This window comes from Actinoplanes campanulatus (assembly GCF_014647795.1).
GTDB lineage: Bacteria > Actinomycetota > Actinomycetes > Mycobacteriales > Micromonosporaceae > Actinoplanes > Actinoplanes campanulatus.
This window is the reverse complement of sequence record NZ_BMPW01000005.1, coordinates 323,315-346,820: the sequence shown is the minus strand read 5'-3', so window position 1 is coordinate 346,820 and position 23,506 is coordinate 323,315. Positions and strand designations below refer to the sequence as shown.

Here is a 23,506-nt window from a genome sequence, read left to right as displayed (position 1 = left end):
CCGTACCCGCAGGCCGTGGTCACCTCATCCGCCCCAGAGGGTGATGTGAGGCTCTTTCGACGCGATCAGAGCAGACGCATCCAGCCGGTGGGCTCCTCCGGCTCGGTGATCCAGGCGATGGCCTCGGCGAGCATGGTGTCCGGATCGGCGGCGCCGAGCAGGAGCTGGCGGTCGCCGGGGATCGTGGGCTCGCCGAACTCGTCGCGGTGCAGGGGAGCGGCGAACCAGCCGTGATGGGTGGCCGGATCCCGGTAGAGACACCACTCCCGGTCGGCCGCCTCGAAGCCCAGCGCCTCGGTGGCCGCGACCCGCACCACCCGGGCGGGCAGCCCGGCGCGCCGCGCGGCGGCGAGCAGCATCGGCGCCGTGACATCCGCGCCCGGAAGCATCTCCTCGGTGAGCCCGAGGGCGGCCACGAGCGAGTCGCCCGCGGCCGGCCGGGGCGTGTCGGGTGCGCTCGACGGTGGGCCGAGGCGGCGCAGGCGGTCGCGTTCGCGTAACTCGTCGCGGAGTTCCCGGTGGTCCGGCGAGTCCTCGACGAGGGTGCGCAGCAGCCGTTCCGGGTCGGCGAAGCGGCCGGACGCCGCGTAGGAGCGGAGGGCCTCGGACGGCTCCTCCGGCGGTTTTCCGGGCGGGGGCAGCATGTCCGCCAGCAGCCGGATCGCTTCGGCCAGCGCGGCCGCCGACTCGTCGGTGCGGCCGACCGCGGCGAGCGCGTCGGCGTGCACGTGCAGGGCCAGCGCCCGCATCGGGTCGTCCCGGGCCAGTTCGACGGCCCGCGCCGACGCCCGCAGTGCGTCCGCGGTCTGCCCGGTGACCAGCAGCGACCGGGCGAGCAGCCGGGATCCGACCGCCATCGTGAGATCGTCGGCGCCGGCCATCGACAGCCGCCGCACGGTCGAGCGCACCAGGGCGGCGCACTCCGGCAGCTCGGCCGGCACGCTGTCCAGAACCCGGTACAGCACCAGCGGAGCGACACCCCGATCTACGAGCCGGGTGACCGCGCCGAGCGTCGGCTCGCGGGCCTCCAGGCTGCTCAGCAGGGACATGGCGTCGACCACGAGGTTGACCGGGTCGATCTCGATCAGCCGGCGGATCGGCTCGGTGAGCGCCGGATGGCGGGCCGACGCGTTGCCGAGCACGAGCAGGGCCCGGTGCTTCTGGTCGAAATCGGCCATCCGGGCCGCGTCGATGAGGTCGGGCTGGTCGAGGACCGTCCGCGCGACGTGATCCTCACCGACCCGGTCGGGCCGCAGGGCGTGCGGCGCCGTCGTGCCGGCCGGGGCGTCGCCGGCCGGGTAGAGGTGCATGACCCAGCGCAGGTAGGAGTCGACGACACCGCCGGGTTCCTGCTGGAACGTCAGCAGGGCGGTCAGGACGGCGAGTGCGGCGGCGCGGTGCTGTCCGCCGTACAGGGTGGTGGCCGCGACCGTGGCGGCCAGCCGCAGCCGGCCCGGCCGGTCGAGGTCGAACTCGCCGGCGGACCGTGACCAGTAGCGGCGTTCCTCGATCAACAGCGAGTCGATCGGCATGCCGGACAGGGTGAGCAGCGCGGCCGTGTGCACGTCGAGAGGCCGGGCGAGATGCGCCGGCGCCGGCGGGGGCGGTTGCGGCACCGTGATGCCGAGCCGCTTCGCGTAGGCGCCGAGGGCCTGCTCGAAGGCGGTGTCCACGCCGTCGGGCACGCCGGTCAGCACCAGCTGCCGCGCGGCGAGCACCTCGGCCGACGCCCACGGGTGGACCTCGTCGGTGAGCCGTTCCAGCCACGGCCCCGCGGTACGGGCGATGAGCAGCACCCGGGCCCGCGCCGCGCCCGGACGGCGGCGGGCGAGCGCGGTCAGGACCTCGGCGATCCGGGCGACCGACTCCTCGGCCTGATCGAAAACAGCCAGCATGGGGATTCCGCTGTCACTGAGCGCCGCAACCGCCGACGGCGCGGCCGCGGGATCGAGCGGCCCGGCCACCCAGGGGACCGCGGACGTCCGGCCGCGCGTGGTGCGGGCGCACAGTTCCGCGGCGAGCCGGGTCTTGCCCTGTCCGGCCGGGCCGGTGACGACCGCGACGGCCAGGCCGCCGGGCTGGTCACGCCATGCGGTGAGTTCGGCGAGCTCGGGCGCACGGCCGTGAAAGGGCACGACCGCGTGCTCGGCCCGCAGTAGCGCGCTGGGCGGTGACTGCGCCCCGAGCACCGGGTGGGCCGCCGTGAAGTGCCGCGCCGCGAGCTCCGGTGCGCTTTCGTGCAGTGACGCGGCGAGCGCCCGGAAATCGTCGTCGAACAGCCGGTTGCGCAACGGGCGGTACTGGCGGCCGAGCAGGTCGTGCAGGTCCTCCGGGATCTCGCCGGGCAGCGGCATGGTGGCCTTGTCGAGCAGCACCGGCACGACCGGGATGCCGGCCTCGAGCGATTCCCGCACCTCGCGGCGGACCCAGTCGCCGGGCCGGCTCAGGACCGACAGGTCGGCCCAGCCCCTGCCGATCAGCACGAGCGTGATCCGGGCGGAGGCGAGGCCCTCCTCGAGGGCCTGCCGGAACGGGACGCCCGCCCTGATCACCCGGCTGGACCGGAACACCTGGCCGGCGCCGAACAGTTCGGAGAGCCGGTGGTCGAGGTGGGCGGCGTGCGCGTCGCCGTCGTCGGTGCGGAAGCTGATGAAGATCCGGGTTCGGGCGGTCACGCGGCCCGCCCGTGGTGCCGGTGCAGCGCCGCGACCAGGCCGGGCTGGATGGCGCGGACGGAGGGTTCCCGCGATCGGCGGCGGACCACCCGGGCGTACGCCGCGAGGTCGGCCCGGATCGTCGCCGAGTCGAGCCGGATGATCGCCGGGAGCAGGCCGTCGACCAGGTCACAGGAGCGGTCGATGTCGTCGGCCGCGGCACAGGCCAGCGCCTGCCGCAGCCGGAACCGGACCGCGCTGCGGTTGGTGAGCCCGCCGACCCGGCTGATCCCGGCCTCCAGGGTGGACGCCGCCTCGGTGTAGCGGCCCAGGTCGTAGAGGCCCCAGCCCTCGGTCACCAGGGTCAGGTCGGCGGCGGTGCCGGAGCCGAGCGGTGGGGTGCGGTGGTGGTCCGTGGTCCGTTCGCCCCACTCGCGGGCCCGGTCGAGTGCCCGTTGGAAGCCCCTGTCGTCGCCACCGAGCGCGTGGCCCTGTGCCTCCCGCAGAGCCGCGAGCCAGCGCACCCGGGGGCCGGCGCGGCGGTCGGCGCCGGCCAGGACGGCGTGCTCGACCGTACGATGGGCGTCGCTCTGATAGAGGCTGATCAGCGCGAGCCGGACGTGGGTGTAGGCGGTCAGGTCGTCGTCGCCGGCCGCCGCGGCCAGCTCGGCCGCGTGCAGGGTGCACCACCGGGCGCCCTGGTCGTCGCCGAGTTCCTGGGCCATCCAGCCGGCGAACTCGGCGAACCGGGCCGCCACCGACGCCATCCGCGGCATGTCCCCGATCATCGCCTGGGCCGTCCGCCCGGCGCTGACCAGCGACGGCAGCACGGTGGCCGGGCCGTGCCAGCGGCCCATCTCGGTCAGGGTGGCGAGCTGGTTCAGCAACAGGTCGGCGGTGTGCAGGTCGGCGATGCCGGGCCGGGGCCAGCGGACCACGGCCGGATCGTCGTCGTGGACGTGCAGGCGCCCCGAGCCGTCCGGATCGAACGCGACCGTCCAGGTCGGAGTGGACGCCCGGGACGGCGTGGGGTGCGGGTCCTGCGCCGGCCGGAGGAGTTCGCCACCCGCGCCGAGCACGTCGTCGAGGGTCTTCGCGATCTGCGGGCCGGGCGCGCGCCGATGGTTCTCCAAGCGGCTGAGGTGGCTCTTGTCCACGTTGGAAAGCTCGGCGAGCTGCTGAAGGCTCAGGCGCGCGTCCGACCGGAGGCGGCGGAGTGCGGTTCCGAACGCAGGATCTACGGCCATCGGCGCCCTCCATCGGCGGGGGTTGCCCGGGTTGCCGGTCACCGCTGGCAACGGCAACGGTCTGTCCGCAAACGGTAACGCAGTGATGCGGTTGGTCCCAGGGCGCAAACCTGCGCCGAGAGAAGGGACGCACCGGATGTCCGACAAGCGCAAGGATCCACTGGAGATCCTCCGTCTGCTCTTCACCGACCAGCCCGACCTGTTGCGCATCCTCACCCTGCGGCATTTGGAGTCGGAGGGGCTGCTCGGCGCGTACCGGGAACAGGGTGGCCTTTTCGCCAGCCCGGCGGTCGTCTGCGTGACCGGCCGCACGTCGGCCGGCAAGACCACGATCGGGAATCTGCTGTTCGGCGAGGACGTGATGCCATCGACCGGGCGCCTCAACTGCACCGACTACATCGGCAGCCTGCTGCTGCGCAGCAACCTCTGCTACATCGACACGCCCGGCGCGGGCAGCCGGGAGAACTACGAGAACGTGACCCGGCTCGCGCTCGGCCTGCCCCTGCTGGGCCGTCTCGAGGTGCCCACGATGAAGGTCCGGGACTACCGGCCCGACGAGCCGGACACCTACGACGAGTTCGAGATCCCGGCCTCGGAGTGGCCCACCCGGTCGGCCGCCTACCAGCCGGACGCGATCGTGTACGTGATCGCCCCGCACGCCGGCTTCGGCCGCGACGACGCCCACTTTCTGCAGGACATGCTGACCGCCCACGGGGCCAAGCTGGTGATCTGCCTCAACCGGTTCCGCCGGAGCGGGGTCGACCTGCTCACGCCGGAGAATCTGCTGGACGCCCGGGACGAGGTCGAGGAGGTCTACCGCCGGGTGTTCCCGGGTGGCGAGATCCAGCCACGGTTCGTCGAACTGGACGCGCTCGGCGGGCTCGGCATCGGCGACCTGACGCGGGAGATCTGCCGCACGATCCCGTCGGCGAAGCTCGGCAAGGTGCAGGCCGTTCTCGACGGCGAGCTCAAGGAGTTCGCCGCCCGGGAGCGGGACCGCCGTCATCGGCGGGTGCTGCACCGGATCGCCGCCCGGCTCGCGCTGTACACGGTGGACCAGCATCTCGGAGACGCCGACGTGCTCGCCGAGGCGGCCACCGCGGTCGCCCAGCACACCGCTGTCACCTTCGACGGCATGGACGCGCTGGCCAAGGTCGACATCGAGATCGGGAACCTGGTCGAAGCCGGTGTGGGCAAGGCGCGCGACCTGCGTACCGAGGCGGTGACCACGGACCGCGTGGAGACCCGGGAACGGCCGATCTATCACCGTACGCCGAGGATCGAGACCTTCGAGTCGACCAGTTACATCAAGGACGTACGCCACCGGGTGGTCAAGGAGAAGCAGCAGAAGGGCTTCTTCGGGTTCGTGGGGGCGTACTTCGAGGCCGGTGTCGACCACGTCGCGGAGGCGCTCGGCGGCAACCTCGACCCGGAGTCCCACGCCCGGATCAACGCCCGCGCCCGGGAGCGGACGTACGACACGGTCGAGCGCACGGTGGCGGAGGAGTACCAGACCCCGGTCCAGCGGATCGAGCAGCGGGTGACCGGTTACGACGAGGAGATCGTCGCCACCGTCACCGAGGTGGTCTCGGTGGTGCCCGAGGTGGTCGGCAAGCGGTCGCTGGCCGGTGGCGTTCCGGTCATCGAGCTGCTGGTCGGCGTCGGCCACGGGGTGCGCCGGCATCTGGCCGGCGACGGCTCCGGAGTCGAGGCGTGCATCGCCGCCGCGCAGCAACAGGCCGAGCTGGCGCTCCATCCGGAGCGCACCCGGCTCGACAAGCTGGCCCACGAGGGCGGCCAGGCCGAGGCGGCGATCGTCGGGGTGCTCGACGACCGGCTCGCGGGAATGTGAGGGCCGGCCATGCGTCAGCGGCTCACGCTTCCATCGATTTCCGGGGTACGGGCGACGCTCGTCCAGGAGCGGATGAACGACCGTGTTCGTGCCACCGACACCCTGCCCCGGATCGTGGCCACCGGCCAGACCGGCGCCGGGAAGTCGACGCTCGGCAACACACTGCTGGGCGTGGACGGGGTGCTCGACACGAGTGGCCGGATCAACTGCACCGACCGGGTTCACCGGGTCCTGTTCCCGCGCGGGCTGGAATACGCCGACCTGCCCGGGGTGGCCAGCGACGAGGCGTTCGAGAACTACAACCGGATGGCGCTCGGTCTGCCGCAGGTGGACACCTGGCCACGGGCCCAGCGGCTGACCGTGGTGACCCACCGGCCCGGCGGGCGGCGGCAGGCGACGACCGCCGCCACCGATCTGCGCCCGGACCTGGTGCTCTACCTGATCGCGCCGCACCGGGCGTTCGGCTACAGCGACGTCGCGTACCTCTCCGATCTGATCGCCTGCCACGGGGTGGACCGGATCCTGTTCGTGCTCAACCTCTTCGACGGGGCGGGCGGGGTACGGGTGGCGACCGACCAGAACATCGCCGACGTCACCGGCGAGGTGGCCAAGGTCTGCCTCGATTCCGGCCACGAGCTGAGGCCGGAGCGGCTGGTGCGGATCAGCTGCCGTACCGGTGCGGGTCTTCCGCGGTTGATCGAGGCGATCGCGGAGCTGGTCGGCCCGCGGCACCGGAAGCCTCTCGCCGACCTGCTGACCTACCAGCGGAAGGAGGCTCCGGCCCGGTGGTCCGCGCAGTTGGGTGAGGCGCTCGGCACGTTTCTCGCCTCGGTCGGGGCCGAGTCGCCGTCATCGCTGGAGAAGGGCCGCGAGGTGCTGGCCGGTTACCGCGACGATGTGGTGGCCGCGTTCGCCGCCGAGTCGCCGTGGACGCCGGATCATCGCTGGCCGGACGGCCTGGCGGCAGCGTGGGACACACTGGCCGGGACGGTCCTGGACGACCTGCGCAAGGAGCACCGGGATCCGGTGGTCGAGATGCGCACCGTGGTGGTGAGCACCGAGCAGGTGCCGATCTGGGGCAGCCGCAAGGAGACCGACTACAGCGACCCGAAGATCGAGCGGGAAAAGGTGTACGAGTACCGGATGGTCGAGGGCCCGCCCGACGACGTCATCGAAGGGGTGATCGGGTGGTTCGAGCACGGCCGTTACACCCAGAAGCGCCGGAAGAAGGTGCACGTCGGCTATCGCGACAAGATCGTCGGCTACCACAAGCGGCGCGTCGACTACATCACCGGCTACGAGACGGTCAAGAAGACCAAGAAGGTGCCGCAGGTGGTGGACGAGCGGGTGGTCGTGACGTGGGAGCCCTACGGCCCTCAGGTCGCGGCCCTGCTGCTCGCCGTCTGCCTGGTGGTGTTCGAGGACCTGGCGGAGAAGCCGGGCGGCGCGAACCGCCTGAGGAGGCGGTTCGCGCAGGCCCGGAAGGCGCTCGGCGACTCGTACGATCCCGCGTCGCTGCTCGCCGATCCGGAGGTCGCCCGGCTGATGGCGCCGGCGATGGGTCTCGCCTGAATCCCGCCTAGATCTTGGCGCCGACGGCGGCGCCGTTGGCCGGCACCAGGAAGTTGGACGACGGAATGGAGCCGTCGGCGGCGCGTGCCCCGGTGATCACCGACTGGTCGGTGCTGAGCAGGGTCCACGTGCCGCCGATGTTCCACGAGTTGCCGGAGGCGGTGGACGAGCCGAGGGCGACCGCGGTGGCGTTGCCGACGGCCAGGTTGGCGGTCAGTTTCGAGGTGGAGCCGCCGTCCACGTCGAAGCCGGTCTTCACGTTCTTCCATGCCGTGCTGCGGTTGATCACGATGGCGCCGGTGTTGCCGTTGTCGGTGAAACCGTGCGCCGCGTTGCTGTACGAGAACGTGTTACCGACCGTGTGCGCGGCCGCGGGCCCGGTGCCGCTGCTGCCGCCCAGCTTGAAGCCGTTGCCGTCGCCGGAGAAGTTCGGGATGCTCCAGCGGTTGTAGCCGTTGCCGTACGCCACGCTGTTCTGGATCGTGATCGGCGAGGTGAACAGCCACGCGTCGAAGCCGTCGTCGACGTTGTTCCACAGCCGGGCGCCGCGGACCACGTTGCCGGTGCCGGTGCCCTCCTTGATGCCGAGGCCGTCGGCGCTCTCGCCGTTCTTGCGTGGGTCCCGGTTGCCGTAGCTGTCCAGGTTCAGGATCAGGTTGTTCGCCGAGGACCCCTGCAACTGGAAGCCGGTCTCGTAGTTGCTCCGGGTGACCAGGCGGTCGAACGTGTTGTTGTTGCAGCCGGCGCAGTAGATCCCGTACGGGCCGTTGGCGATCTCCAGGCGGACGAGCTTCCAGTACGACGCCTCCATGTGGATGGCGCCACGCTGCGCGCCGGGGATGGTGGAGCCGACCGCGCCCGGGGTGTAGCCGAGGGCTTCGCCGTCGATGATCACGCGCTCGCTGCCGTACGCGGTGAGGGTGTAGGGCGCGCTCGCCGTACCGCTCTTGGTGATCTGGATGTTGGTGGTCAGCGCGTAGGTGCCGCCGCGGACCGAGACGGTGCCGCCGGCCGGGACCAGACTTATCGCTTTCTGAATGGTGGCGAGCGGCGCGGACAGGGTGCCGGCGTTGCTGTCGCTGCCGTTCGTCGCCACGTAGAGCGTGGTGGTGGCCGCCGATGCCGATGGGATTCCGGTGATGATTCCGGCGGTTACCGCGATGCCCGCGACAGCCGTGGCCAGCACATTCCGGGATTTCATGGGGATCTCCTTTACGGGAACGCGCCGACGTGGGGGAATGCGCTTTCCCGCCGGGAACCTACAGCAGGGTTCGAGATGGGTCAATCCGTCATGGTTCGCAGTGGGTGCGACTGCAACATTCCTGCAAACGGAAAGCATTGACGGGCTCGGATGCGCGATTTTAGGGTCGGCCACAAGGTTTCGCGGAGGTTTCACAGCCGCGGACGGCTGCATTCCCCGATGCGACCGTCCACATCCCCTCGACGCTGTTTCCGCTACCCGTCCCCGTTCCCCCGGGAGTAGCCATGCGCAAGATCGGATGGCTCGTGGGCGGCGCCGCGATCACCGTGCTCGCCAGCGCGGTGATCGGCGGCCCCGCCCGGGCCGACGCCCTGTTCACCGACGATTTCGACGACGGCGACGCCGACGGCTGGAGCCGCAACGGCGGCGCCTGGTCGATCGTCACCGACGGCACACCCGCCTACCAGCAGACCAGCACCGGCGCCAACGCCCGCGCGCTGGCCGGAACCACCACCTGGACCGACTACTCGGTGCGGGCACGGGTCAAACAGATCGGCGCCGGCACCTCCGCCGGGGTGGCCGCCCGCGCCCAGTCCACCAGCCAGTACTACACCCTCGTGATCGCCGGCGGCGCCGCCCAGCTGCAGCGGGTGTCCGGCGGCACGGCCACCACCCTCGCCACCGCGGTCGTCGGCGGCAGCGCCGGGACGTGGCGGACCCTCGCGCTCGACGTGCGGGGCAGCGCGCTCACCGGCTACGTCGACGGGGCCGCCGTGGTCCGGGCCGCCGACACCACGTTCGTGCGGGGCAGGATCGGGCTCGTCACGTCGTACGCCGCCGCGGTTTTCGATGATGTCGCGGTCGACACCGCCGCGCCGGGCCCCGGCCCGTCGCCCACCTCGCCGTCACCGACCACCCCGCCGCCGCCCGGCGGATGTGCCGTCACCGGCGCGGCCGGCGGCTTCGCGGCCGGCACCACCGGTGGCGCGGGCGGCCCGACCGTCCAGGTCGACACCGCCGCCGAACTGCTCTCCTCGATCGCCACGCCCGGCCCGCTCACCATCTGCGTCGCCGGCACGATCACGCTGCCCGCCGGGATGTACGACGTGACCAGCGACAAGTCGATCGTCGGCGTCGGCGCCACCGCGGGCATCACCGGTGGCGGATTCAACATCGGCCTACCGGTTTCGGACGTCACCTCGCCGCCCGCCGGCGCGGTGCACAACGTGATCGTCCAGAACTTGACGTTCCGCAATGCCAGTGACGACTCGATCAACGTACAGATGTACTCCCATCACGTATGGATCGACCACAACGATCTGGCCCAGGGCTACGACGGGTTGATCGACATCAAGCGCGGGTCGTCGCTGGTGACGGTGTCGTGGAACCACACCCACCACCACACCAAGAACATGCTGCTCGGCCATGACGACGCGAACGGCGCGCAGGACACCGGGCGACTCAAGGTCACCTACCACCACAACTGGTTCGACGCGACGCCGCAGCGCAACCCGCGGGTCCGCTTCGGAGAGCCGGTGCACGTCTACAACAACTACTACTTCTACAACACCGATACCGGGGTGGCCTGCCAGAACACCGCCGGGTGCCTGGTCGAGGGCAACTACTTCGAGGACGTCGAGGAGCCGGTCACCAACACGTACGCCGGGCCGTCCGGCCGCTGCGTGGCCCGCAACAACGTGTTCGTGGGGGAGTCCGGCGCACCCGATTGCAGCGGCACCGTGCAGGAGCCGTCGAGCTACTACAGCTACACCCTGGATGACCCGAACCAGGTGAAGGCGATCATCACCGCCGGCGCGGGCGTCGGGAGGCTGTGATGCACACGATTCTCGCCACCCTGCTGGCCTGGCCCGCGGTGTTGCTCGCGCCGGCCACCGCGGCCGACGGGTTCGCCACCGGGACCACCGGGGGTGTGGCCGGGCCGACCGTCACCGTCACGACCGCGGCTCAACTGGCGCAGTACGCCGGGGCGAACACGCCGTACACGATCATGGTCGCCGGCCGGATCACGGCGAGCGGCATGATCACGGTGGTCGCGAACAAGAGCATCCTCGGGGTCGGATCCACCGCCGAGATCACCGGCGGCGGGCTGCAACTGGGCACCACCACCCGGCCCGGCAACAACGTGATCATCCGCAACATCCGGTTCGGCAACGCCTCGGACGACTCGATCAGTGTCACGAACAAGGCGCACCACGTGTGGATCGACCACAATGAGTTCCTGCCCGGCTACGACGGATCGCTCGACATCAAGCGGCAGTCCACCAACGTGACCGTCTCCTGGAACCGGTTCCTCGGCACCGACAAGACGATGCTGCTGGGGCACTCCGACACGTATACCGCCGACGTCGGATATCTGCGGGTCACCTACCACCACAACTGGTTCGAGGGCTCCAACCAGCGGCATCCGCGGGTGCGCTTCGGTGAGCCGGTGCACGTCTACAACAACTACTACAAGAACATCGGGCTGTACGGCATCGCGTCCACCGAGAACGCCGGTGTGGTGGCGGAGGGCAACTACTTCGAGAACGTGCCCTACCCGTGTCACTCCACCGGTGGGTACGCGGAAAGCGCCCCGGGGCGGCTGGTGCAGCGCGGCAACGCGTTCGTGAACTCCGGCGCCTGCGAGGCGGGCGGGGCCGTCACCGAACCGTCGACGTTCTACTCGTACACGCTCGATCCGGCGTCGTCGGTGCCGTCACTGGTCACCGCCGGCGCGGGAGTGGGGAGGCTGTGATGCACGGACTTCTGGCCATCCTGCTGCTGCCGGTCGCCCTGGCGCCCGCGTCGGCGGCCGACGGCTTCGCGACCGGAACGACCGGCGGGGTCGGCGGGGCCACGGTCACCGTGGACACCACCGACGAACTGCTCGAAGCCATCGACACGGTGGGCCCGCTGATCATCCAGGTGTCCGGCACGATCGCCATCACCAGCAAACAGGGGGTACGCCCGAACAAGACGATCGTCGGCCTCGGCACGAACGCGACGATCACCGGTGGCGGGTTCGACATGTACCGGTCGTACAACGTCATCATCCGCAACCTGACGTTCGTCGACGCCGAGGACGACGCGATCAACGTGGGTCAACAGTCACATCACGTGTGGATCGATCACAACACCTTCGTCCGCCCCGTCGACGGGTCGATCGACATCGTGCGTGGCGCCGAATACGTCACCGTGTCGTGGAACCACTTCGCCGGCACCGACAAGAGCATGCTGATCGGCCACTCCGACGGGGCGTCCGGCACCGACGTCGGCCATCTCAAGGTGACCATCCACCACAACTGGTTCGACGGGTCGCGGCAGCGGCATCCGCGGGTGCGCTTCGGTGAGCCGGTGCACGTCTACAACAACTACTTCAACGGCAACGAGCTGTACGGGGTCGCGTCCACGATGAACGCCGGCGTGGTCGTGGAGGGGAACTACTTCAGCGCGGTGCCGTACCCGTGCCACTCCACCGGCGGCTACGCCGACAGCGGTCCGGGCCGCCTGGTCCAGCGGGCCAACGTGTTCACCGCCTCCGGCACCTGCCAGGCCGGTGGGACCGTGGTGGAGCCGAGCACGTACTACTCGTACACCCTGGATCCGGCCACGGCGGTGCCGTCGCTGGTCCAGGCGGGCGCGGGAGCCGGCCGGATCTGAGCCGTCCGCCGGCCGGGCGGCGAGGTTGCGGCAGCCTCGCCGCCCGGCGAACCATGCGGGCGCCCGGAACCGGACACCCGACCGGCGTCGTGTTCCTCGCCGCCCGGTGAGTCAGGCGGGCGCCTGGAACAGCACCGAGGACTGGCCGTCGCGTTCGTCGGGGCGCGGCTGCCGCACCATGCGGGCCACCTCGCGCAGGCCGACCGCCTCCGCGCGGGCCGCCACCTCGTCGGCCGTGTAGTTGTAGCGCTCCAGATCGACGTGGTAGCCCATGCCACGGTAGATCTCGCCGACGTCGCGGCTTCCCCGGCCGTGCTGAAAGCCGACGAGCAGGTGCCCGCCCGGGCGCAGCACCCGTGCCGCCTCGGCGAAGATCCGGTCCTGGCCGGCCGGCGGCGTGTGAATGATCGAATACCACAGCATGACGCCGGGGAACGCGTCGTCCGGGAACGGCAGCTCGGTCAGCGACGCCACCGAGAAGGTCAGCTCGGGACTCTCCTTGCGGGCCCGGGCGATCATGCCGGGGGAGAGGTCGACACCCTCGGTCAGAAGGCCGCGACCGGTCAGATACCGGCTCAGCCGGCCCGGGCCGCAGCCGGCGTCGAGAATCCGCGGGTCGCCGCCGGCGATCACCGCGGCGGCGAAGGCATCGACCATCGCCAGATCGAGCGAATGCTCGGCGCTGGTGTCCGGAAAATAGTCGGCGTACGCGTCCGCGACCGTGTTGTAGGCCTGTTCCACACCGCGATAGTCCACTGGGTCCGTCACGCCCGGCATCATCGCACCGGAGGCCCAGCGGCGGCGGCTGCGGTTCCGGACGTGAGGACCATCGCAGTCATGGTTTCGCCGGCACGCACCGCGGCGCTCAGCCGCCGTTGTCCGCGTATGGCGAAGAAGTGTGGTGCCTGGTGGTGCACGACGATTTCGCCGTCGTCGTCGGTCACCGCGGCCGGGCGTACGCGGTTCGGATCGAGGTGGCATGCCGGTGTCGGCAAGGCGGAGGCAGGAGTCTCGAGCATGTCGACGATCCGCGCGACGACCTGCTCCGGGTTCGCCCTCGTCGTGTCGCAGACCAGGTCGTAGTTGCGGAGATCGTTCTTGTCGACGCCGTACCTGGCCAGAAACCGCTGCCGTTCACTTTCGCTGCGCCCGGCAAGCTGGCGACCGGCCTCCTCGACGCTGGCGTAGTTCTCCACCGCGTCACCGGGCCGGGCGAGCACCCGTCGGGCCGCCACGGCTGGATCGGCAATGAGGTGGACCTTGAGCGCGTCGGTGAAGAAGTGCCAGGCCAGTCGGCTGTCCACCACCAGGCGTTCGCCTGAGGCCGCGATGTCGTGCTGGAGCTGGTCGATGTAGTGGTCGACCTTGTCGTCCAGCTCCGAGTGCAGGTTGAACTGCAGTGCGGTCATGCCGTGCTCCGCGGCCATTCGGCGGTAAAGATCACCGATGCTGACCCGGCGCACCCCCAGCCGGTCCGCCAGCATCACCGACACGGTCGTCTTGCCACTGCCGAGATCGCCGTTGAGGACGACCGTCCGGGGTCGCTTCATCGACAAACCATAACGGGTTCGTGGGCACCTGTCCGGCGCGCGCTCACCGTGGTCAGGCGGGGGCCTCCATGCCGTTCGCGACGGTCAGGAGACGGTCGGCCAGGGTGGGAGCAACGTCCCGCACCGCGGTGAGGTCGGTCCGGGTGTCGAGCTGCTGTGTCCACAGGACCGCCCGGCCCACCTCCATCAGGCACAGCGCACGTGCCGGGTCGCCGGCCGCGCAGGCGCAGGCCGCCGCGTTGTCGGTCAGGTGCCGCCAGTCGAGCAGCAGCAATTCGCGGCTGGTCCGGTTCAGGCCACGCCAGGCCAGCAGCGGCAGCAGGTCGACGGCGGCCGCGAACCCGTCGGCGGCGTCCGCCCAGTCGGCCATCGCCGCGGCGCTGCGGCCCCAGTGCTGGGCCGCCTTCACCCGTTCGGCGACCGGGGCCGACCGCACCGCGACGCCCTCGTACGCCGTGTCGCGGGCCCGTCGGCCGTCCCGCGGCAGGCTCGACAACGCGTGGCGGGATTGCAGGGTGGCGCTGAGATTCGACAGGTACATGACCCGGTCGGGGTGCCCGTCCGGGGTGCCGTCGACGGCCGCCTCGAACAGGCGTACCGCCTCGTCGAGATCTTCGGCCGCGCCGGTGGCGTCGAACCGGTGACGCAGCGCGAGGCCGAGGTTGGAGTCGTACCCGGGAAGTTCCGGATCGTCCGCCGGCAGCAGCGTGATCGCCTCCCGCAGCGCCTCGATCGCCTCGGTGAGGTCCGGCAGCCGCCGGTGCGCCTCGAAGCGGATCTGGAGGACCACACCGAGGTTGCTGAGCATCTCGGCCCGGCCCATCAGGGTCATGCCCGCACCGCTGGGTAACGCGGTCGCGGTCCGGCAGGCGTCGACCGCCGCGTCGAGATCCGCGGGGTTCCGCAACCGGTCGTACCGGCCCCGCAGCGCCACTCCGAGCGTCGACAGGATGGTAGGCCGTGCCGGGTCGTTGCGCCGCTGCACGGCGAGCGCCCGCCCGAGGACATCGATCGCCTCGTCCGCGTCGCTCAGCTCGCCGATGTGGTTGAACCGAGTCGTCAACAGGGTGCCCAGAAGGCACAGTACGAGGCCGCGAACCAGCCGGCGCCGACGCCGGGGCAACCGGTCCAGCCGGCCGCGGATCAGGTCGATCGCCTCGTTGAGGAACCGGATGTCGCCGCTGTGCTCGAAGCGCTCGTGCAGCCGGCCGGCAAGCGTGTCAAGGGTGTCGAAGTCGCGGTCCGACGATCGTGCCAGCCGGTCCCGCAGCAGCGGGAGCTCGAAATCGATCCGGTCGAGTTCGGGCGTCTCGCCGATCCGGTCGACCCGGGCCGCGGCGCCGTCCCACCGGTCGCGGGGAATCTCGTCGATGTCGCGGCGCGCCCGCTCCGGGACGATCTCGTCGCCCTGCCGGTGCAGCAGCAGTTCGGAGAAGTGGTCGAGCGCAGCCGCGTGGTCGTCGGCCGGCGACGGGGCGGCCAGATGGCGGCACCAGTGCAGCCATCCGGACAGGGCCAGCAGCTCCCACTCGGCGGGCCCGTCACCGCCCTCCCACAGGGCGGCGTAGGCGGTGGCGAGCCACAGCCGCCGGACCTCCTCGACCGCCTCCGGGGCCAGCACGGCCGCGGCGTCCCCGGACCGGCGGTAGGCGCCGATCCGGGCCGCGATCGTCCCGGCCAGGGCGAGGGCCTGCTCGGACGCGGTCGGCATGGCGGGTCAACCTCTCAGGGCGTACAGCTCCACCAGGGCCTCGGACAGGGCGACCGGATCACCGTCGCCGAACGGGATCCGCCGTGCGGCGCCGAAGTGGTCCGATTGCGCTTCGTCGACCCAGATCTCGGTGATCCGGTGCTCGCTACCCGGATCGTACGACGAGGTCGACACCGGCTTGTCCAGCTCGGCCAGCAGGGTCAGCCCGCCGGGCAGTTCGGTCCACAGCCGGGTGTACGGCGAGTACGAGGTGCCGTGCCCCTCGCCGTGCCAGCGGCCGTTGACCGGCTCCTCGAACCGGTTGTTCCGGACCGGCCCGAAGCCGGGCAGGCGGGTCGCCGCGCGCTCGGCCTCGGTGAGCACCACCGCCGGCCGGTTCACCTGCGGGAACGGCTGCATGATCTCGTAGTCGGCGAGAACCCGTGCCCACGACGTCAGATCGTCACTGAGTTCCGCCGGGTGCACGATGCGCAGCCGGGCGTCGCCGTCGAGGGTCACCGTGTCGTCGTCGAGGTCGGCAAGACTGCCGTCCTCGGCGACCCGGACCGCCCGGATCAGGCGGTCGCCGGCGTCGTACTCGCCCCACAGCAGCCGGCGCGCGATCGGGCCGAGGACCGGGTGCGGCAGCAGGAAGCCGGTCAGATCGCGGGCCGGCCGCTCGTAGCGGGCGAACATGTCGCGTTCCAGGCGGATGAGCTGCGCCGCCGCGGCCGCCCGCAGATCCTTCTTGAACTGCAGGAACCACGGGTACGCCTCGGGCTTGGTGTCCTTCACACCGGGCTTGGGCGGCCGGGCCAGCAGCTTCCCGGTCGGCCCCTGCACGAAGGCGGTCAGGTGCTCGTCGGTGACCACCGGGAACGAGCGCGGCCCGTAGTCCAGTGTGATCCCGGCGTCCAGGCCGAGCGTCGGCGCCAGCCGGTCGGCGACCTGCGCCACGGTCATGCCGCGGCCCGCGGCGGCCTGGGCGAGGTAGACGCGGAGCCGGTGGTTGCGGGATCCGGGTGTCATGCGCTGCTCGATCGCCAGCAGATGCCGCATCGCCGCGTCCGATCCGATCGCGCACAGCACCGCGTACCCTTCGATGGCCCGCTGGTGACGGCTGTCCTGCGGCCAGGCACGCACCTTGGGCGCCAGATAGTCCACCGTGGCGTCGTCGCCGAGGTGCGCCTGTGCCACCACCACCCACGCCTCGGACGGCGGAAGGCCACCGGCGATCCACGCTTCCACCAGCGCCCGCCCGAATTCCGCCAGGCTCTGCCGATCACACCCGGTGATCAGCTTCTCCACCTCGGGATCGGCCGGCGCCACCATCGGCTGCGCGGCCTCCCACGACTCGACCACCACCGGCCGGCCGAACGGCCCCTCCGGAACACCGGGCGCCGGCTCCGGCGGATCCGCCAGCCGCGACGAGGTCAGCGCCAGGATCAGGCGGCCCGTGTCCTCGGCCGGCATGGTCCCGCCCGCGGTCAGCAGGATCTTCGGCAGTTCGCCGAGATTCAGCCACGGCGGAACCTTCACCCTCCGAGCGGCTCGCGCCGGCGTCGAGAACAGCGGGGGTACGGGAGTGCGCACGCCGTCGTCCGCTCCCACCAGGGCGATGACCGCGGCGTGCACGCCCGCTCCGTACCCCTCGGCGGTTTTGATCAGCATCGGACCGTGACCGATCGACGCGAGATGGCGCACCGCGTCCTCGGCGTTGCGCCGGCCGGCGCCGGCCCGCCCGATCGTGGCCGGAACCAGTGCCCGCGCCGCGATCTCGGCGTGCCGCTCCAGCCACAACCGTGCCCACATCCGGGCCGAGCCGAGCTGGCGCAGCCATCCCGCCGCGAGACGGGCCGGTTCCGGACCGCGGAACGGCAGCAGCAGCACGCCCAGTTGGTCGGCGGAGTGGGCGGCGCCCGCCACGGCGAGCGGCAGCGCGTCCACTCCCAATCTGGCCACCGCGACCCGGCTCAGGTCGATCCGGTGCGGCACCCGGTACCGCATCTCGTCGGTCTTGCCGAGCAGCTTCCGCGCGGTCGCCTCCGGGCCCTCGGCGAGCAGCCACGACACCTGCCGGGACTTCAGATCGGTGAGGTCCTTGGCGGCGTCCACCGCGTCGGCCCAGCCGGGTTGCTCGGGTCCGTGGCCCAGCGCCGCGGTCCGCGACAGCCACCGCTCCCGCTCGCCGTCCTCCCACGCCATGACCGTCGCATCGTCCGTCACCGGCACACCCCCGTGCTCGTACCCATGTCTGTAGCCGGAGACCGTATCCGAGCGCCGCTCAGGCCGCGCCGGCGGAGGAACGGACGTGGTGCCGGCCGATCGGCAGCATCAGCGGCTTGCCGGAGACCGGGTCGGTGATCACCTGGCTGTCCAGGCCGAACACGGTGCGCACGCACTCCTCGGTGAGCACCTCGGCGGGAACGCCCGCGGCGTGCAGGTTCCCGCCGGCCAGGGCGATCAGGTGATCGGCGTAGCGGGCCGCCATGTTCAGGTCGTGCAGGACCATCACGATGGTGGTGCCGCGGTTCGCGTTCAGGTCGGTGAGCAGGTCGAGGACCTCCACCTGGTGGCTGACGTCGAGGAACGTGGTCGGCTCGTCGAGCAGCAGCAGCTCGGTCTGCTGGGCCAGCGCCATGGCGATCCACACCCGCTGCCGCTGGCCGCCGGACAGCTCGTCGACCGAACGGTCGGCCAGATCGGCGGTGTGGGTGGCGTCCAGGGCGGCGGCCACCGCCCGGTCGTCGTCGGCGGTCCAGCGCGACAACAGCCGCTGGTGCGGGTTGCGGCCCCGGCCGACCAGGTCGGCCACGGTGATGCCCTCCGGCGCGATCGGCGACTGGGGGAGCAGGCCGAGCGTGCGGGCCAGCTCCTTGGCCGGCATCCGGTGGACCTCGCGGCCGTCCAGCAGCACATGGCCGGAACGCGGCGCGAGCAGGCGGGACATCGACCGCAGCAGGGTCGACTTGCCGCAGGCGTTCGCGCCGACGATCGCCGTGATCCGGCCAGGCGGCACGAGCAGATCGAGCGAGTCGATGACCACCCGGTCGGCGTAGCCGACGGTCAGCCTCTCGACCGCCAGCGAATGGTCGGTGGTCACAGCGAGCCTCCCGCGCGGTTGGTGCGGACGAGCAGATAGATGAGGTACGGGGCGCCGAGCACGCCGGTGATCACACCGACCGGAAACCGGGTGTCGAACGCGAACTGGCCGATGAAGTCCGCCACCAGCACCAGCAGCGAGCCGACCAGGGCGGCCGGCAGCAGCAGCGATCCGCCCGGTCCGACCAGGCGGGCGGCGATCGGCCCGGCCAGGAACGCCACGAACGCGATCGGGCCGGTGGCCGAGGTGGCGAACGCGATCAGGCCGACCGCGGCCACGATCGACACCAGACGGGTACGTTCCAGCCGGGTCCCCAGCGCCGCGGCCGTGTCGTCGCCGAGGCCCAGCATCGTCAGGTTGCGGGCCTGCCCGAGCAGCAGCGGCCCGAAGACCAGCAGCGCCAGCAGCACCGGGACCGCCTCGTCCCAGGTGGAGCCGTTCAGGCTGCCGTTGAGCCAGCGGGTCGCGGCCTGGAGATCCCACTGCCCGGCCTGGCTGAGCACGTACGAGGTGGCGCTGTTGAGCATCGCGGCGATGCCGATGCCGATCAGCACGAGCCGGGTTCCGGCCACCCCGTCCTTGAACGACAGCAGGTAGATGACCAGCGCCACGCCGAGCGCCGCGACGATCGCGAAGACCGACACGCCGGTCTCGTCGAGGTTCAGCACGATGATGCCGAACGCGGCCGCCGCGCTCGCCGCCGAGCTGATGCCGATGATGTCCGGACTGGCCAGCGGGTTGCGCAGCATGGTCTGGAAGGTGACCCCGCCCATCCCGAAGCACAGGCCGGTGACCAGGGCGAGAACCGCGCGGGGCAGTCGCAGCTCGCCGACGGTGAAGGAGGCGCCCGGCACCGTCTCGCCGAGGATCACCCGCAGGACGTCCTCCGGCGGGTAGAAGGTCTGCCCGACCATCAGCGAAACGGCGAGCATCGCGACGACGGCCACGGCGAATCCGGCCAGGACGGCACGCCGGCGACGGCCGCGGCGGACCCGACCGTGGGTGACCGCTTCGAGGGTCGTGGTGCTCACAGCTCGCGTACCTTCTGCCGGCGGACGATGTAGATGAAGAACGGCGCGCCGATCAGGGCCGTGATGATGCCGGCCTCGATCTCGTCCGGGCGGTTCACCACCCGGCCGATCACGTCGGCGGCGGTCAGCAGTGCCGCGCCGGCCAGTGTCACGAACGGCAGCAGCCAGCGGTGATCCAGCCCGACGAGCAGCCGGCACATGTGCGGCACGATCAGGCCGACGAAGGCGATCGGGCCGGCCACGGCGGTGGCCGCGCCGCACAGCACCACCGCGCCGAGGGCCGCCATGCCGCGGGCCAGGGCGACACGTTCGCCGAGACCGGCGGCCAGCTCGTCGCCCAGGGCCAGCGAGTTGAGCGGGCGGGCGCAGAGCAGGCAGACCACCAGGCCGGCGGTGAGGAACGGCAGGACGTGCCCGATGCTCTCCCAGCCTGCGCCGCCGACCCCGCCGACCTGCCAGGACTGGAAGTTCTCGGCGACGTCGCCGCGCGGCAGCACGACCGCCACCACCAGCGACGCCAGCGCCGCGGAGGTGGCCGCCCCGGCCAGGGCGATCTTCAGCGGGGTGGCGCCGCCGCGGCCGAGGGAGCCGACGGCGTAGACGAAGAGGGCGGAGACCGCGGCGCCGGCGATCGCGACCCAGATGTACTGGATGGCCGTGGACAGCCCGACCGTCGTCATGGCCACGGCGATGGCGAGCATGGCGCCCATGTTCACGCCGAGGATGCCCGGGTCGGCGAGCGGGTTGCGGGTGACGCCCTGCATGACCGCCCCGGACAGGGCCAGGGCCGCGCCGACCAGCGCGGCGAGGACCGTACGGGGAATGCGCTTGACCACCGCGGCCTGATCGAGCGTCTCGTCTGTCCCGCCGAAGGCGGCGACGATGTCGGACCAGCCGACGATCCGGGAGCCGAAGGCGACCGAGGCCAGCATCACGATGGCCAGTACGGCGACGAGCGCCAGCAACCAGCCGAGGCGCACCCGGGCCGGGCGTCGCAGAGCGGCGACGTCCGGCCCGGACGGAGTTTCCAGTCGCGTCATCAGAGCTTGTCGGCGGCCTTGCCGAGCAGGTCGACGTAGTCCTTGAGCACGAACGAGACGGCCAGTGGGGTCGGGTTGGCTGCGGTGGCCACCGGCGTGCTGCCGGGCAGCGACACGAACGAGCCACGGGCGATCGCCGGGATCTTCGACAGCAGCGGGTCCTTCTGGAGGGTCGCCAGGGTGGTGCCCTCGGCGTCGCCGTAGGTCACGATGATGTCCACGTCGCTGAGGTTCTGCACCTGCTCGGCGCTCTGGGTGAGGCTGAACTCGGTGGTCGCGGCGGAGGCCTTCTCGATGCTGGCCGGGTGCTTCATGCCGAGGTCGGTGAAGAACTGGGCGCGGGTGTCGTGGGTGGTGTAGAAGCTCACCTTGCTGAGGTCGGTCGGGTCGATGTGGGTCAGGAACATCACCGACTTACCGGCCAGCTTCGGGTAGCGGGCCGCCTCGTCCGTCATCTGCTTCTCGATGGTGGCGATCAGCTTGTCACCCTCGGCGGCCAGGCCGAGCGCCTTGCTCTCCAGCTTGATGCTGTCGCGCCACGAGGTGGACCAGGCCGACTTCGGGTACGCGACGACCGGCGCGATCTTGCTGAGGGTGTCGTAGTCCTGCTGGGTCAGACCCGAGTAGGCGGCCAGAATGACGTCCGGCTTGGTGTTCGCGACACCCTCGAAGTCGATGCCGTCGGTCTCGTCGAACAGCACCGGGGTCTGCGCGCCCAGTTCCTTGAGCTTCGCGGCGTCCCAGGGCAGCAGGCCGTCGCCGTCCTCGTCGCCGAAGTTGGCCTTCGCGTAGCCGACCGGGACGATGCCGAGCGCCAGCGGCACCTCGTGGTTCGCCCAGTTCACGGTGGCGACCCGCGTGGGCTTCTTCTCGATGGTCGTGGTGCCGAACGCGTGGGTGATGGAGACCGGGAACGCGGCCGTGGCGGCGCCCGGCGCCGACGTGGACTTGTCGTCGGCGGACTCACCGCAGGCGGTCAGCGCCAGGGCGGTGGTGAGAGCGACGATTCCCGCGAGGAACCGAGATGCGCGCATGGCGGGGGAACTCCACTTCTACTCAGATAAGGCATGCCTAACCTAACAGCATTGTTAATCTTGTTCATGATCACCTCCCTGGTCAGGGACCGATATCGTCCCGATATGGAGCTGTCCCGATCCTTCGGCGCGGCGGCGACCGCGTATGCCGTACACCGCCCCGACTACGCACGGGCCGCCGTCGAGTGGGCCCTCGCCTCCGCGCCCGGCCGGCGGGTGCTCGACCTGGGCGCCGGGACCGGCAAACTCGCCGCCGTCCTGGCCGCGGTGGGCGCCGAGGTGACCGCGGTCGAACCCGATCCCGCGATGCTGGCCGAGCTGCGCCGGGCGCTGCCGGAACTCCGGGCACTGCCGGGCAGCGCCGAGGCGATCCCGCTGCCGGACGGATCCGCCGATGCGGTGCTGGCCGGAAACGCCCTGCACTGGTTCGACATGGACATCGCCGGGCCGGAGACCACCCGGGTTCTCGCGCCCGGTGGGGTCCTCGCCGGACTGTGGAACGTCGTCGACGACCGGGTCGACTGGGTCGCCGGTCTGGCGAAAGTCAGCGGCGGCGCCGCCATCGGGCCACGAGACACACCGGACAGTTGGCGTGCCGAGACCGCCCGCCTGCGGCTGCCCGGCTTCGGCGCATCCGAACAGGCGGCGTTCCCGCATGGGCAGCGGCGCACCGCCGACTCGCTGGTCGCGACGCTGGCCACCCGGGCCGGGACGCTCGTCATGCCGCCCGAGGAGCGGGAGGCCCTGCTCGGGCGGATCCGCGCCTACCTGGCCAGCCGTCCGGAGACCGCGGACGGCGAGTTCACCCTCCCGATGCTGACCTGTGTGCTCCGAAGCTCCCCGGTGACATGATCATCGGAGTGTCGACTCCGACCGGCTACTTTGCGGCCGATCTCGCCACCCGCGCGGCTGCCGGAGACGCACGCCTCTACTGCCGGATCATCTGCTCCCCCCTGTAGGGAAGCCGACAACCGGACCGGAATCGCCTGGTCATGCTCTATGTAGACATGGTGGACAGGAGTGAATACCGGTTCGGGCGGCGAGTGTTGATCATCTACCCTCTGGGAGATTTTGGAGCAACGAGGGCGGAACGATGCGTAAGCAATTGACGACAGTGGCGGCGATCCTGGCGATGTGTGTGCTGGCCGGATGCACGGGCGGCAGCGGGACGCCGAAGTCCTCGAAGACGACGAAGCCGGGCTCGAAGACGACCACCCGGACCACCGTGAAGACGACCACGAAGCCGAGCCCCAACCCGGTCGTGACGGCCAGCGGCCCGAGCCGGTTCGTGATCGTGGTCAGGCAGGAGCTGCCGGAGATCGCCAAGGACCGCACCGACCAGGACATCCAGGCCATCTCGGACACCGCGTGCGCCGCGCTCGCCGCCGGCGACACCGCGGACGAGATCGTCGCGGTGACCCGCTCGCTGGGCACCCTCGACGCCGAGGCGACCGATCAGGCCACCGCCCGCGAGCTGATCAAACTGGCGATCGACAGCGACTGCCTGAAGCAGGCGCCCCGCGTCGACGAGTTCTGAGCCGTTAGACGAAGAAGCCCGCCACGTCGTGGCGGGCTTCTTCGTGGCCATTCGCATCAGTTGCCGCCGGCTTGGCGCACGCGGGACCGTCACCCGCGAGACGGTCGAGGTACCGACGACCACTGGGCTGTGCGGCAGGCAGCGCTGCAGGCGATCGCGGCTGGTTGGGCTGACGATCCCGACACCCTTTCGTTGTTGCGCGAGCGTGCCACTTCCGAAGATGACAACGATGTTCGGCGGGCAGCGGCGCAGGCGATCGCACGAACGGTGCGGAATGACCCTCGGCGATCTTCTCACCGACCTCGTCGGGAGGACGTGGCGCTCGTGCCCGCCGC

General features: G+C 71.2%; 18 protein-coding genes and 1 pseudogene. 8 read left to right on the top strand and 11 right to left on the bottom strand.

What is annotated here, in order from left to right; genetic code table 11:
• Positions 1-65: 65 nt before the first annotated feature.
• Positions 66-2,675 carry a TIR domain-containing protein gene (locus tag IEZ13_RS12385; protein WP_183221392.1) on the bottom strand — a complete coding sequence of 870 codons (2,610 nt, stop codon included), beginning with the start codon at positions 2,673-2,675 and terminating at the stop codon, positions 66-68.
• Positions 2,672-3,901, bottom strand: coding sequence for a helix-turn-helix domain-containing protein (locus tag IEZ13_RS12380; RefSeq protein ID WP_183221390.1), 1,230 nt, complete (start codon positions 3,899-3,901; stop codon positions 2,672-2,674). The genes IEZ13_RS12385 and IEZ13_RS12380 overlap by 4 nt, the downstream gene beginning before the upstream one ends.
• Before the next feature lie 136 nt (positions 3,902-4,037).
• Between IEZ13_RS12380 and IEZ13_RS12375 the strand changes: the two genes are divergently transcribed.
• Entirely contained in the window at positions 4,038-5,753 is a 1,716-nt protein-coding gene (locus IEZ13_RS12375; RefSeq protein ID WP_183221388.1) for a GTPase family protein, read from the top strand.
• A gap of 72 nt (positions 5,754-5,825) precedes the next feature.
• The gene (locus IEZ13_RS12370; protein WP_183221386.1) at positions 5,826-7,325 is read left to right on the top strand and encodes a GTPase family protein; all 1,500 of its coding nucleotides are present in this window, start codon (positions 5,826-5,828) and stop codon (positions 7,323-7,325) included.
• 7 nt (positions 7,326-7,332) lie between these two features.
• Here IEZ13_RS12370 and IEZ13_RS12365 read toward each other — a convergent pair whose 3' ends face one another.
• Complete coding sequence (locus IEZ13_RS12365; protein WP_183221384.1) at positions 7,333-8,526, bottom strand: right-handed parallel beta-helix repeat-containing protein; 1,194 nt, start codon at positions 8,524-8,526, stop codon at positions 7,333-7,335.
• 284 nt (positions 8,527-8,810) lie between these two features.
• Here IEZ13_RS12365 and IEZ13_RS12360 point away from each other — a divergent pair, with 284 nt between their 5' ends.
• Genes IEZ13_RS12360 through IEZ13_RS12350 form a run of 3 tightly spaced genes read left to right on the top strand, consistent with a single transcriptional unit; the run spans position 8,811 to position 12,186 of the window.
• A complete protein-coding gene (locus IEZ13_RS12360; RefSeq protein WP_183221382.1) occupies positions 8,811-10,361 on the top strand; it encodes a pectate lyase family protein in 1,551 nt (516 codons plus the stop codon).
• A complete protein-coding gene (locus tag IEZ13_RS12355; protein ID WP_183221380.1) occupies positions 10,361-11,281 on the top strand; it encodes a pectate lyase family protein in 921 nt (306 codons plus the stop codon). Before IEZ13_RS12360 ends, IEZ13_RS12355 begins: the two co-directional genes overlap by 1 nt.
• The gene (locus IEZ13_RS12350) at positions 11,281-12,186 is read left to right on the top strand and encodes a pectate lyase family protein (protein ID WP_183221378.1); all 906 of its coding nucleotides are present in this window, start codon (positions 11,281-11,283) and stop codon (positions 12,184-12,186) included. The genes IEZ13_RS12355 and IEZ13_RS12350 overlap by 1 nt, the downstream gene beginning before the upstream one ends.
• Before the next feature lie 111 nt (positions 12,187-12,297).
• Here the strand turns inward: IEZ13_RS12350 and IEZ13_RS12345 are convergent, their stop codons facing one another.
• Genes IEZ13_RS12345 through IEZ13_RS12310 form a run of 8 tightly spaced genes read right to left on the bottom strand, consistent with a single transcriptional unit; the run spans position 12,298 to position 21,634 of the window.
• On the bottom strand, positions 12,298-12,954 hold the full coding sequence (locus tag IEZ13_RS12345) for a class I SAM-dependent methyltransferase (RefSeq protein ID WP_229794640.1): 657 nt from the start codon (positions 12,952-12,954) through the stop codon (positions 12,298-12,300).
• Positions 12,955-12,962: 8 nt separating this feature from the next.
• Entirely contained in the window at positions 12,963-13,736 is a 774-nt protein-coding gene (locus tag IEZ13_RS12340) for an AAA family ATPase (protein ID WP_183221376.1), read from the bottom strand.
• 52 nt (positions 13,737-13,788) lie between these two features.
• Entirely contained in the window at positions 13,789-15,447 is a 1,659-nt protein-coding gene (locus IEZ13_RS12335) for a tetratricopeptide repeat protein (RefSeq protein WP_183221374.1), read from the bottom strand.
• Positions 15,448-15,453: 6 nt separating this feature from the next.
• On the bottom strand, positions 15,454-17,652 hold the full coding sequence (locus IEZ13_RS12330) for a DUF4132 domain-containing protein (protein ID WP_183221372.1): 2,199 nt from the start codon (positions 17,650-17,652) through the stop codon (positions 15,454-15,456).
• Positions 17,653-17,710: 58 nt separating this feature from the next.
• A complete protein-coding gene (locus tag IEZ13_RS12325) occupies positions 17,711-18,529 on the bottom strand; it encodes an ABC transporter ATP-binding protein (RefSeq protein WP_183221370.1) in 819 nt (272 codons plus the stop codon).
• Positions 18,526-19,560, bottom strand: a complete 1,035-nt coding sequence (locus tag IEZ13_RS12320) for a FecCD family ABC transporter permease (RefSeq protein ID WP_183221368.1) — start codon at positions 19,558-19,560, stop codon at positions 18,526-18,528. Before IEZ13_RS12320 ends, IEZ13_RS12325 begins: the two co-directional genes overlap by 4 nt.
• Positions 19,557-20,600 (bottom strand): FecCD family ABC transporter permease, encoded by a 1,044-nt coding sequence (locus tag IEZ13_RS12315; protein ID WP_183221366.1) that lies wholly within the window; start codon positions 20,598-20,600, stop codon positions 19,557-19,559. The genes IEZ13_RS12320 and IEZ13_RS12315 overlap by 4 nt, the downstream gene beginning before the upstream one ends.
• Complete coding sequence (locus tag IEZ13_RS12310) at positions 20,600-21,634, bottom strand: iron-siderophore ABC transporter substrate-binding protein (protein ID WP_183221364.1); 1,035 nt, start codon at positions 21,632-21,634, stop codon at positions 20,600-20,602. The genes IEZ13_RS12315 and IEZ13_RS12310 overlap by 1 nt, the downstream gene beginning before the upstream one ends.
• 105 nt (positions 21,635-21,739) lie before the next feature.
• Here IEZ13_RS12310 and IEZ13_RS12305 point away from each other — a divergent pair, with 105 nt between their 5' ends.
• The 3 genes and pseudogenes from IEZ13_RS12305 to IEZ13_RS47865 form a co-directional block, all read left to right on the top strand.
• Positions 21,740-22,486 (top strand): class I SAM-dependent methyltransferase, encoded by a 747-nt coding sequence (locus tag IEZ13_RS12305; RefSeq protein ID WP_183221362.1) that lies wholly within the window; start codon positions 21,740-21,742, stop codon positions 22,484-22,486.
• A 241-nt stretch (positions 22,487-22,727) separates the two neighbouring features.
• Positions 22,728-23,171, top strand: coding sequence for a hypothetical protein (locus tag IEZ13_RS12300; RefSeq protein WP_183221360.1), 444 nt, complete (start codon positions 22,728-22,730; stop codon positions 23,169-23,171).
• A gap of 60 nt (positions 23,172-23,231) precedes the next feature.
• A pseudogene (locus tag IEZ13_RS47865) lies at positions 23,232-23,420 on the top strand (HEAT repeat domain-containing protein); the annotation flags it as partial.
• Positions 23,421-23,506 lie beyond the last annotated feature (86 nt).